7 protein-coding genes, 2 tRNA genes and 1 pseudogene are annotated in these 11,792 nt (G+C 42.9%); 7 read left to right on the forward strand and 3 right to left on the reverse strand.

Going from position 1 to position 11,792, the window contains the following annotated elements; all coding sequences use genetic code 11:
- On the forward strand, positions 1-728 hold a 728-nt coding region (locus CEX73_RS00155; protein WP_146643220.1), incomplete at its 5' end, for a peptidoglycan DD-metalloendopeptidase family protein.
- A gap of 58 nt (positions 729-786) precedes the next feature.
- Here the strand turns inward: CEX73_RS00155 and mutS are convergent.
- The 3 genes and pseudogenes from mutS to CEX73_RS00170 all read right to left on the reverse strand — a co-directional run bounded on the left by mutS (position 787) and on the right by CEX73_RS00170 (position 4,886).
- A pseudogene (gene mutS / locus CEX73_RS00160) lies at positions 787-3,372 on the reverse strand (DNA mismatch repair protein MutS).
- Positions 3,373-3,434: 62 nt separating this feature from the next.
- Positions 3,435-4,094 carry an amino acid ABC transporter permease gene (locus CEX73_RS00165; RefSeq protein WP_101626642.1) on the reverse strand — a complete coding sequence of 220 codons (660 nt, stop codon included), beginning with the start codon at positions 4,092-4,094 and terminating at the stop codon, positions 3,435-3,437.
- 24 nt (positions 4,095-4,118) lie between these two features.
- Entirely contained in the window at positions 4,119-4,886 is a 768-nt protein-coding gene (locus CEX73_RS00170) for an amino acid ABC transporter substrate-binding protein (RefSeq protein WP_101626647.1), read from the reverse strand.
- 453 nt (positions 4,887-5,339) lie between these two features.
- Between CEX73_RS00170 and recA the strand changes: the two genes are divergently transcribed.
- The 6 genes from recA (at position 5,340) to gshA (ending at position 11,726) form a co-directional block, all read left to right on the forward strand.
- Positions 5,340-6,407 carry a recombinase RecA gene (gene recA / locus CEX73_RS00175; protein ID WP_101626643.1) on the forward strand — a complete coding sequence of 356 codons (1,068 nt, stop codon included), beginning with the start codon at positions 5,340-5,342 and terminating at the stop codon, positions 6,405-6,407.
- Between the two features lie 158 nt (positions 6,408-6,565).
- A complete protein-coding gene (alaS, locus tag CEX73_RS00180; RefSeq protein ID WP_101626644.1) occupies positions 6,566-9,187 on the forward strand; it encodes an alanine--tRNA ligase in 2,622 nt (873 codons plus the stop codon).
- 192 nt (positions 9,188-9,379) lie between these two features.
- A complete protein-coding gene (gene csrA, locus CEX73_RS00185) occupies positions 9,380-9,565 on the forward strand; it encodes a carbon storage regulator CsrA (RefSeq protein ID WP_101626645.1) in 186 nt (61 codons plus the stop codon).
- 190 nt (positions 9,566-9,755) lie between these two features.
- A tRNA-Ser gene (locus CEX73_RS00190) sits at positions 9,756-9,848 on the forward strand.
- Positions 9,849-9,863: 15 nt separating this feature from the next.
- Positions 9,864-9,940 (forward strand) — tRNA-Arg (locus CEX73_RS00195).
- A gap of 214 nt (positions 9,941-10,154) precedes the next feature.
- The gene (gene gshA / locus CEX73_RS00200; RefSeq protein WP_101626646.1) at positions 10,155-11,726 is read left to right on the forward strand and encodes a glutamate--cysteine ligase; all 1,572 of its coding nucleotides are present in this window, start codon (positions 10,155-10,157) and stop codon (positions 11,724-11,726) included.
- Positions 11,727-11,792: the final 66 nt, after the last annotated feature.

An 11,792-nucleotide genomic window follows, 5' to 3' on the forward strand; every position in this document is an offset into this window, starting at 1 on the left:
GTCAAGTCATTTCTTATCAGGCATCTAAATCAAGCACAGTTTTACCAAAAAATCATATCGATAGATATATTAGTACTTTAAAAACTAATAATGTATTTAATCGCAGCTATAATAGCCTTAACAAAGGTTCTTATTCTGGCTCTACTTATCAGATTAAAAACGGAGATACCCTGTTCTATGTTGCCTGGATTACCGGTAAAAACGTTGAGTATTTAGCTCAAATCAATAATCTTCAGCAACCTTACCGTTTAAAAGTTGGGAAAATACTACAAGTAAGTAACGGAAAGAGTGATTTAGAAAAATACGCTAACTTAAGTAATATAGTCACTTCTACTAGAGTATTGACTAGCAACTATTTAACAACTAGCTGGCACTGGCCGACTGCTGGCACAATTATTGAACACTTCTCCGCCACTGAAGGAGGAAATAAAGGCGTGGATATCTCTGGCTCTCGCGGACAGCCAATTATAGCAACGGCTAATGGTAAAGTCGTTTACGCAGGTAATGCGTTGCTGGGATATGGTAATCTGATTATTCTCAAACATAACGATGACTATCTAAGTGCATATGCACATAATGATAAACTTCTGGTTAATGAACAAGAAGAAGTTAAAGCAGGGCAACCAATCGCCACCATGGGTAGTACTGGAGCTAGCTCAGTAAGATTACATTTTGAAATTCGTTACCAAGGAAAATCAGTTAACCCATTGCTTTATTTGTCGGGATAACTACGAGCGAGTAGGAAGTAAGTCTTTTTTTCATAGTAGAGTTTAGATATCTTCGATATCATATCATATACTTCAAATGGTATAGCAAATCAAGCGCTTGACGTGGAGACAAACTGTCCGGATCGATGTTTTTTAAAACCTTGATTACTTTCGATATCGATGTATCCAGCTCACGCTGTGGTAACACAGCCACAGCCGGTGTACATACCGTACTGTTGGTGTTGGAAATAATCTCAAGTTCACGCAGCTTTTGGTTAGCGCGCTTTATAACAGCGGGCGGTACGCCCGCTAGCTTAGCTACTGATAAGCCATAACTTTTACTGGTAGCACCGTTTTGTATACTGTGCATAAAAACAATTGTATCATCATATTATCGCGCGTCAAAATGTAGGTTCACCACACCTTCTATCTTTTCAGATAAAGTAGTCAACTCAAAATAATGCGTGGCAAATAAGGTCATGGCTTTAATGCCGCTAGCAAGGCTTTCAGCACATGCCCAAGCCAGCGACAAACCGTCATAAGTGGACGTACCGCGTCCGATCTCATCCATCAATACTAAACTATGGCAAGTTGCGTTATGTAGAATATTTGCCGTCTCAGTCATCTCAACCATAAAGGTTGAACGGCCAGAAGCTAAATCATCTGCTGCGCCTACACGGGTAAAAATACGATCAACAGGTCCTATCATAGCTTGCGACGCAGGTACAAAGCTGCCAATATAGGCTAACAATATAATCAGTGCGTTTTGGCGCATATAAGTGCTTTTACCGCCCATATTAGGTCCAGTAATAATCAGCATATGACCTTGATCTGACAAGCACAAAGGATTGGCGATAAACGGCTTGCTTAGGAACTGCTCTACCACTGGGTGTCGCCCGCCAATAATATGGATACCAGATTGATCACTTATCACGGGACAGATATAATCTAGTGTCTCAGCACGTTCAGCTAAATTATTCAAAACATCTAGCTCCGCTAGCGCAGCTGCGCTCTGCTGTAATTTAGCTAAATGTGGCAACAGTAGATCAAGTAACTCATGATATAATGCTTTTTCCAGCGACAATGCTTTACCTTTTGAGATTATGACTTTATCTTCATACTCTTTCAGCTCTGGTATAATATATCGCTCTGCGTTTTTCAGAGTTTGCCGACGGACATAGTGTACAGGCGCTAAATGACTCTGCCCGCGGCTAAGCTGAATGAAATAGCCATGTACTGCATTGAAGCCAACCTTCAGTGTATCTAGACCAGTGTGCTCGCGCTCTTTCATCTCAAGCAAATGAAGATAGTCTGTCGCATTATCCGCTAGCGCACGCCACTCATCCAACTCAGTGCTGTATCCAGTAGCTATCACGCCGCCGTCACGCACCAGCACTGATGGTAATTCAACCAGTGCACGCTCTAACAGTTGGTGTAAATCACTGAATAAGCCGACCTTACTTAGTAATTGTGAAATATGCGCGCTAGGGGGATCTGCCAAAATCGCTTGAATCTCGGGCAATTGCTGGAAAGCATGACGCATACGTGCTAAATCACGGGGGCGCGCGGAGCGTAGCGCCAAACGTGCTAGTATTCGCTCTAGGTCGCCTATCTGCTGCAGCACTGGTTGTAAATTAGCAAACTTATCTTGCAACCATTTGATACTTTGTTGACGGTGTCTGATAGTAGGAATATGTCTAGTTGGCATCTGTAGCCAGCGTTTTAGCATCCTACTGCCCATCGGAGTTACAGTATGATCTAGAATCTCCACTAGTGTATTTTCTGTACCGCCGCTAAGGTTTTGTGTTAGCTCTAGGTTACGCCTGGTAACTACATCCATTACTACGTAGTCTTGTTGCCGTTCTAAAGTAACAGCGCTGATATGTGGCATAGAAGTACGCTGGGTATTCTTAGCGTACTGCAACAAGCAGCCTGCGGCACGTAGCGCGAGATATGCACGCTCAATACCAAAGCCATTCAAACTACGGGTGCCGAACTGTATCATAAGCTGCTGACAAGCGGTCTCTAATTCAAATTCCCAGATAGGCCTACGTCGTAGACCGCGTCGGTGTTCGATCAGGGATAAATTATGTAGCGTCTCCGGATAAAGTAGCTCAGCTGGATTAGTGCGCTGTAATTCTGCGGCCATAGCATCGAAATCTGTCGGTTCAGAGATGATAAACCGGCCGGAGGTGATATCTAACGTAGCATAACCAAAACTCTGCGATTCCTGCCATATAGCCGCCAGCAAGTTATCCTGACGTTCATTTAGCAATGCTTCATCGCTCAGGGTGCCAGGAGTAATAATCCGTACCACACGGCGTTCTACAGGCCCCTGAGTGGTGGCGGGATCGCCAATTTGTTCACAGATTGCTACCGACTCACCAAGCGCCACTAGCTTAGCTAGATAGCTTTCTACCGCATGATAAGGTATTCCAGCCATTGGGATCGGTTCACCAGCTGAGGAACCACGTTTGGTTAACGATATATCCATTAACTGTGATGCCCGCTTAGCATCATCATAAAAAAATTCATAAAAGTCGCCCATGCGGTAAAAAAGTAAAATATCAGGATGCTGAGCTTTCAGCTTCAAATACTGCTGCATCATAGGAGTGTGGTTGATTATCGACTTATCTACCGACTCTTTTATCTTAAAGTCACTCATATTCGGTTTTTCAGGTTAGATGTGTTCGAATTGTTTTATTCTCTGATACCTGCCAGCAACCTCTATTCATAGCGGCGAAAATAGCTCTCCAGCTGGTTTTGCCATTTTCCTAGCACAGTACTATAGAGTAGGTAAATTGCGGCAGCCTCAATATACAAAATAAGAGGCTCATATGTCACGGAAACGATGCGTTGAGCCGCCAGAAACATCTCTGGTACTGTAATTACTGCAGCCAGCGAAGTGTCTTTAATTAGCGAGATAAAAGAATTAGCTAATGGTGGCAGGGCCACAAATATTGACTGTGGCAAAATTACTCTACGCATCGCTTGGGTACTGTTCATACCAATAGCCCAGGCTGCTTCCCATTGCGTCTTAGGCACAGAGATAATGGCACCACGAAGTATCTCTGAACTGTAGGCGCCTACATTTAGGGTGAAACCTATTAACGCAGCAGGGAAAGCATTCAAAGTGATTCCAACGCTTGGTAGACCATAAAAGATTAAAAATAACTGTACCAGCAATGGTGTTCCCCGGATAATCCACACATAAACATTTGCGATCCATTTGAGATATCGCGAACCATATAAACGAATTAACGTTACTAGAAATCCTAACAGTAGGCCGCCGAAAAAAGATAGCAATGCTAACGGTAGAGTAAAACACAGGCCGGCGGTAAATAAACGCCAAAAAGAATCATGTATTAATTGTAACCATGGTGGCATAAGTCAAATTCCTCCAGGAAAAAATCATTCAGAGACATCCTGGCCGAAATAACGGATAGATATAATCTTATAAGTGCCGTTGGCCTTGATGTCATCCAGTGCTTTATTAATAGCTGTAACTAGTTCTGGCTGACCCTTACGCAGTATAATACCGGATGGGGAGTTTGCTGCTTCCGAGGCTACAACTTTTACTCGAGCGTCTGGCTTATGCTTTTTAAAATCTAGGAATGAAAGGTTGTCATTAAGCGTTGCTGCAGCCCTGCCTGTCAGAACTAATTCTATCGACTGATTAAAACTATCAGTCGGTACAATATCTGCGCCATATTTTTTAGCTAATTGGGAATAATGGCTAGTCAAACTCTGCGCTGATTTTTGATTTTTTAAATCAGAAAAACTTTTTATGGTGGTATTATCATTATGGGTCACTAGTACCACTTGAGAGTCAATATAAGATTGGGAAAAATCGTATTTCATCTTACGCTCTGGCGTAATGTCTACCTGATTAATGACGGCATCATAACGTTTACCATCCAGACCGGCTATTAGCCCGTCCCAGCGTCCTTCTATAAATTTGGCTTTCATACCTAGATTAGCTGCGACAGCATAACCCAGATCAACATCAAACCCTACCAGTTTGTCGTTGCTATCGTGATAGGTATAGGGAGCATAAGTACCCTCGGTGCCAAAGCTAATGATGTTAGCTGGTTTCATCGCAAGTTCTTCGATGGCTTGTGTCTGTGCGGTAATAAAAGCGAGAGAACTGAATACCAGTGCTAGAGTTCTTTTTTTCATGATTATTCCTGTAAATAAACGGTAACGATAGGCGTATAATGCTTCCGTTTGCGGTAATGCTAAACGATTTGACCCGATGCTACTAAAGCATTTTATGTTATGAGCCATCGCTTTTGGTTATACCACCTGGGCACGTTTATAACTAAAGTGCCTATATTTCAAGGATACTAGTCACATCTTATGATTATTACGTCAATTTATAGTAGGCAGCGCCTTAACACATCGCTTTATAAAGTTTATCTGGCTCAGCATACCAGCCCATTAGCCCTCCTTGACCCTGGAGCAACAGGTGGTTACTTTGCTTGCGATAAATGATGTATATTTCGCCTTAGTACTCTGCTTGATACAAATACCGTATAATGAGGACTAAGTGCTGTTAGTCTAGTCTACATTTGAGACGTATTTAAAATACTGTTGCGATGTTGTTCCATGCTTTGCTTTATAGGAGTTAAAATGGCTATTGATGAGAATAAACAAAAAGCGCTAGCAGCAGCATTAAGCCAAATTGAAAAGCAATTCGGTAAAGGTTCAATTATGCGCCTAGGTGAAGATCGCTCAATGAATGTCGAAACTATTTCTACTGGTTCTCTGTCTCTTGACATTGCACTAGGTGCGGGTGGTTTACCCATGGGCCGTATCGTTGAAATATATGGACCGGAATCGTCAGGGAAAACAACCCTGACGTTGCAGGTAATAGCCACGGCACAGAAAGAAGGTAAAATTTGCGCATTTATAGACGCGGAACATGCCCTAGACCCAATTTATGCTAAAAAATTAGGTGTAGATATTGATAATCTACTGTGCTCACAGCCGGACACCGGCGAGCAGGCGCTAGAAATATGTGACGTATTAACCCGCTCCGGAGCCGTAGACGTTATTATCGTTGACTCAGTAGCTGCGCTGGCACCTAAGGCTGAGATAGAAGGTGAAATAGGCGACTCACATGTGGGATTAGCTGCGCGGATGATGAGCCAGGCGATGCGTAAACTAACGGGCAACCTGAAAAATGCTAATACGCTACTGATATTTATTAATCAAATTAGGATGAAAATCGGTGTGATGTTTGGTAACCCTGAAACTACTACAGGTGGCAATGCGCTGAAATTTTATTCTTCGGTTAGGCTAGATATTCGCCGTATAGGTTCGGTGAAAGAGGGTGACGTAGTCGTTGGTAGCGAAACACGCGTGAAAGTAGTCAAAAACAAAGTTGCAGCACCATTTAAACAGGCTGAATTTCAGATTACATACGGTGAAGGTATTAATATTCACGGTGAATTGTTAGATCTAGGCGTAAAGAATAATCTGATCGAGAAAGCAGGCTCTTGGTATAGCTATAATGGCGATAAAATCGGACAGGGAAAGACTAACGTCTGCAACTTCCTAAAATATCATCCACAACTTGCAGCAGAGCTAGATAAGAAGCTGCGCGATATGTTGTTGCACAGTGCAAGTGCCGATGGTAACAACCTAGTCACAGATGAGGTAGTTTTTGATCAAAGCTCTAGAGATCGCCATAAATAATTTGCTCTCTGCGTAGCTATTATTCGCTCTTTCCCATAGTTTTTCCTTTCCACTTTCAATTATCAATTACGTTCGGGATTTTATTTAGCACCAAATAATTTGACTACTGCGCTATTATGTTCAAATTTTTAATCTTTTGGTAGGATTATGAGATAACTATGAGTAAAAATAGCACCGCTGAGATCCGACAGAAGTTTCTCAATTTTTTTCACAGCAAAGGACATCAGATAGTCGCGAGTAGCTCGCTAGTACCTGATAACGATCAGACGTTGCTGTTTACCAATGCTGGGATGAACCAGTTTAAAAATGTTTTCTTAGGGCTAGATAAACGAACATACCATAGTGCTACTACTGTGCAGCGCTGCGTACGGGCAGGTGGTAAGCACAACGATCTAGAACAAGTGGGTTATACCGCTCGTCACCACACCTTTTTCGAAATGCTGGGTAACTTCAGTTTTGGTGAATATTTCAAACACGATGCTATCTGGTTGGCATGGGAATTATTAACAGGAGTGCAATGGTTTAATTTACCTAAAAATAAACTATGGGTGACAGTATATGCGACCGATGACGAAGCCTATAACATATGGTCCAACGAAATCAACATGCCGCGTGAGCGCATCGTCCGCATCAGCAACAACAAAGGTAGTACTCACGCTTCAGATAATTTCTGGCAGATGGGAGATATTGGCCCCTGTGGCCCCTGTTCTGAAATTTTTTATGATCATGGCGACCACCTTTGTGGTGGACCACCTGGTAGCCAGGAAGAATACGGTGATCGCTATATCGAGATTTGGAACTTAGTATTCGTAGAATTTGACCGTCAGGCGGACGGTACTATGCTTCAGCTACCAAAACCTTCGGTTGATACCGGTATGGGTCTGGAGCGTCTTGCAGCAGTACTACAGCACGTTAACTCTAACTATGATATTGATCTATTCCGTTATCTAATTACTACTGCAGCAGAAATTACGGGCGCTAACCATCTCTGCAGTAAATCATTACAAGTCATTGCAGATCACATTCGTTCGTGCGCTTTCTTGATCAGCGATGGAGTAGTGCCATCCCAAGATGGGCGTGGCTATGTCTTGCGCCACATTATCCGCCGCGCTATCCGCCATGGCTACATGTTAGGCGCGAGAGAGACTTTTTTTTATAAGCTAGTCGCGCCGCTTATTGAAGTAATGGGTAGCGCGGCAGATCAGTTAAAACTACAGCAGAATATGGTAGAACGAGTGCTACGCACTGAAGAGGAACAATTTGCCCAAACTTTGGAGCGCGGATTGTCTCTATTAGAGAATGCACTAGCCAAACTTCCCTGCGATACACTGGACGGTGAAACGGCGTTTCGTCTCTACGACACCTATGGTTTCCCGCTATATCTAACGGTTGATGTTTGTCGTGAACGTAAGATTCAAGTAGATGAAGAGGGTTTTAAACGCGCAATGGAGGAACAACGCAAACGCGCACGAGAAGCAAACTATTTTAGTATGGACTATAACAGTATGCTACGTGTCGATCAGTGGACTAATTTCTTAGGTTATGAGCACATGACGCACCCAGGCCGGGTTACTGCGTTGTTCTGCGATAACCAGCTGGTAGAAGTGATCAATAATAGTAAAAAAGCGATAGTGATACTAGACGAGACCCCTTTTTATGGAAAATCAGGCGGTCAGGTAGGCGATAGCGGTGAACTGAATGCAGCTACTGGGATCTTTGAAGTAGTTGATACCCAGCAATATGGTCAGTCTTTTGGTCATTTAGGCACGCTCCGCTATGGAGAATTGAAGATAGGAGACCAGGTTACAGCGCATGTTGATCAAGCGCGTCGCGACCGTATTCGTTTAAATCACTCTGCGACACATTTGCTGCACTCAGCATTACGTAAAGTACTAGGCGAAGATGTGATGCAAAGAGGATCTCAGGTCAATGACCAGTATTTACGTTTCGACTTCTCCCATAATCAAGCCATACTACCGGAGCAAATACGCAGGGTTGAAGAAATGGTAAACCAACAGATACGCCGGAATCTGATAATTAATACAGAAATTATGGCGCTGGAGACAGCGCGTAATAAAGGTGTAATCTCCGTATTCGGAGAGAAATACGAGTCCCAGGTACGAGTCTTAAGTATAGGTGATTTTTCTACCGAGCTATGCTGTGGGACCCATGCTAGCCGTACCGGTGATATCGGTTTATTCTGGATATCATCTGAATCAGGTATTGCTGCAGGAATACGCCGTATCGAAGCAGTAACCGGTGAAGTAGCGCTCGCTCGTTTGCATCAACAAAGCGATTTAGTGCAAAACATCTCGTATCTGTTGAAAATCAATAGCCGGAAATTAGTAGAGAAGGTACGTGAGTTACACGATCGTGCCAAGCAGTTAGAAAAAAAGCTACAGCAGATAAAGAGTCAGCTGGCGGTAACAGTATTAAGCCGCAAAATACGTTACATAAATGGTGTACAGGTGATAGTAAGCGAACTAAACCATTTAGAGCCTAAAATACTGCGTATCATTGTCGAGGACATGAAGAATCAGCTGGGATCTGTAGTAATAATCCTAGCTAATGTGTCCAAGGACCAAGTAAACCTGATAGTAGGAGTAACAGATGATTTAACCCATCGCATCAAGGCTAGGGATATTATTGGCACATTAACCCAGCAGATCGGCGGCAAAGGTGGAGGCAATCCAGAAATAGCGCATGCTGGCGGCTGCGATGCAGCTGCACTTCCCGCTGCTTTGTACCGTATAGAACAAATGCTGGCAGAAATACTTTGAAATAGTTGTTATAAACATAGAAATCAAGAAAGACGCAAAGCAAGTCATATCCACTAAACTGATACTATACTAGATAGATAAACGTGTTTAGTGTACTACACAGCTTACTTTTTCAATATATATTATAGATAATAGCGATAGCGGTAAACTGAGAGACCCGCCTATTTGAATATTTCAAGGAGCAAAGAAAGAATGCTTATTCTGACTCGTAGAGTTGGTGAAACTCTCATGATTGGTGATGAGATAACTGTTACTGTTTTAGGCGTTAAGGGCAACCAGGTCCGTATCGGTGTTAATGCTCCTAAAGAAATTTCTGTACACCGTGAAGAAATATACCAGCGTATTCAAGTTGAGAAATCGCAACAGACTCTTTACTGATTCTTGATTCCTGCGCCTTGCTCTAAGCGAGGCGTAATCGTTATCAAATAACCAACCCATTTCAATTAATGATAATTATCCTCCAGGATATTAGGCAGGGATGTAAAAAAGGGTTTGACTTATCATGCTCAGAAAGTAATATGTGCGCCACATAGTGCCGCATGCACATTAGCTAAAAGCATGTAGCGTAGGTGAGGTGGCCGAGAGGCTTAAGGCGCTCCCCTGCTAAGGGAGTATATAGTAATAAGCTGTATCGAGGGTTCGAATCCCTCCCTCACCGCCACTAACCACTAACTATGCATCCGTAGCTCAGCTGGATAGAGTACTCGGCTACGAACCGAGCGGTCGGAGGTTCAAATCCTTCCGGATGCACCATTCGTTATAGCTTTTTTCACCTTGGCGGTTTGTCTCTAATATTAATGTATATGTCTTGCTCTACTGCTTATAACTGGTGACTAGACAAAACTCTTCGTCCGTAGATTTTTAAAGCGTTAACCGAATTAGCGACAACAGATAGCCAAGACGGAATAGTCTTATTCTTTGGATTCCTTATGTTGATTACCAATCTTATAACCTACGGGAGGTTAATTTGATACCGGACGTATCATCAGAGGGGCTTTTATGGCTGGAAGCTAATCCTCAGGCTTTACATGGCATTTATCGTGGCGTAGAGCGTGAAACGCTACGGATTAATACGAAAGGAAATCTAGCACAGACCCCTCACCCTGAAACGCTCGGCGCAGCACTAACCCACCAGTGGATTACTACTGATTTTGCTGAAGCATTACTAGAATTTATAACGCCGGTCACTCAAGATATTGATCATATGCTAACATTGTTGCGCGACATTCATCGCCACGTTGCACGCAATCTTTGCGATGAATTGATGTGGCCAATGAGTATGCCCTGCTTTATAGATAGCACACAACGAATTGAGCTCGCGCAATACGGCAGTTCCAACGTTGGCCGTATGAAGACTCTATACCGTGAAGGGCTTAAAAATCGTTACAGTGCTCTAATGCAGATGATTTCCGGAGTACATTATAATTTCTCCTTACCTCTGGCCTTCTGGCAGGCGTATGCAGGCGTCAGCGATATTGAGAGCGGCAAGGAAGTTATATCTGCCGGCTATCTAGGACTTATTCGCAATTATTATCGTTTTGGTTGGATTATTCCTTATGTTTTTGGCGCATCTCCGGGTATTTGTCAATCTTTTCTTAATAGTAGGAAAACGGACTTGCCATTTCAAAAGGCACCATCTGGCTTGATTTATTTGCCTTATGCTACCTCGCTGCGGCTGAGTGATTTAGGCTATACAAATCAATCACAAAGTAAGCTCGGTATGACCTTCAATAGTCTAAAGGAGTATGTTTTTAGGTTAAAGCAGGCGACACGTACCCCATATACTGATTACCAACGAATGGGGTTACAAAAAGATGGCCGTTATCTACAACTCAATACTAATATATTGCAAATTGAAAACGAACTGTATGCACCAATCCGGCCTAAGCGAGTAACCCAGGATCAAGAATCACCTTCTGATGCGTTACTACGTGGGGGAATTGAGTATATAGAGGTGCGGTCGCTGGATATTAATCCATTCTCACCAGTAGGTATCGATGATGAGCAGGTGCGGTTTTTAGATCTATTTTTAATTTGGTGCACTTTAGCTGAAGCGCCAGAAATGAGCGCTAAGGAGTTGCTTTGTACCCGCATCAATTGGAATAAGGTTATTCTAGAAGGACGTAAGCCGGGACTAACGCTAATTGTTGACTGCGGCCGTAGCAAACAATCTTTGGCTACCCTCAGTAAATGGTTATTTAGTGCTCTGCGGCGCGTGGCCCAGACTATCGACAGCAACAATGGTGATATCGAGTATCAGTTAGTATGCGATAAGCTGATGGCTAGTATTGATCAACCGGAGTTGACTTTATCTGCTCGCATATTAAAAGAAATGAAAGAGCATGGTATTCGTGGTCTAGGGTTGATTCTAGCAAACGAGTACTTTCAGATGCTGAGTAAAGAACCATTGGAAGTATTAAATGAATCGTATTTCTACGAAGAGCAGGCACGATCGTGGCAGTATCAGTTAGAACTAGAAGCAGCAGATATGCTAAGTTTTGATGAGTTTTTGGCAACCCAAAATAGCCACAGCCACTGAAAATCAAGTGACCTCCCATTAGCATTAGTTATTATTTAGAGAACTTTTTAATAGCTTATACCCTGG

The sequence above is a fragment of the Candidatus Palibaumannia cicadellinicola genome, from assembly GCF_002855795.1.
GTDB classification, from domain to species: Bacteria; Pseudomonadota; Gammaproteobacteria; order Enterobacterales; family Enterobacteriaceae; genus Baumannia; species Baumannia cicadellinicola_C.

What these genes read in the sequence shown, in the direction of transcription:
- CEX73_RS00165 (WP_101626642.1), bottom strand. Translation starts at nt 4,094, where the DNA reads ATGCCACCATGGTTACAATTAATACATGATTCTTTTTGGCGTTTATTT.
- CEX73_RS00170 (WP_101626647.1), bottom strand. Translation starts at nt 4,886, where the DNA reads ATGAAAAAAAGAACTCTAGCACTGGTATTCAGTTCTCTCGCTTTTATT.
- recA (WP_101626643.1), top strand. Translation starts at nt 5,340, where the DNA reads ATGGCTATTGATGAGAATAAACAAAAAGCGCTAGCAGCAGCATTAAGC.
- alaS (WP_101626644.1), top strand. Translation starts at nt 6,566, where the DNA reads ATGAGTAAAAATAGCACCGCTGAGATCCGACAGAAGTTTCTCAATTTT.
- csrA (WP_101626645.1), top strand. Translation starts at nt 9,380, where the DNA reads ATGCTTATTCTGACTCGTAGAGTTGGTGAAACTCTCATGATTGGTGAT.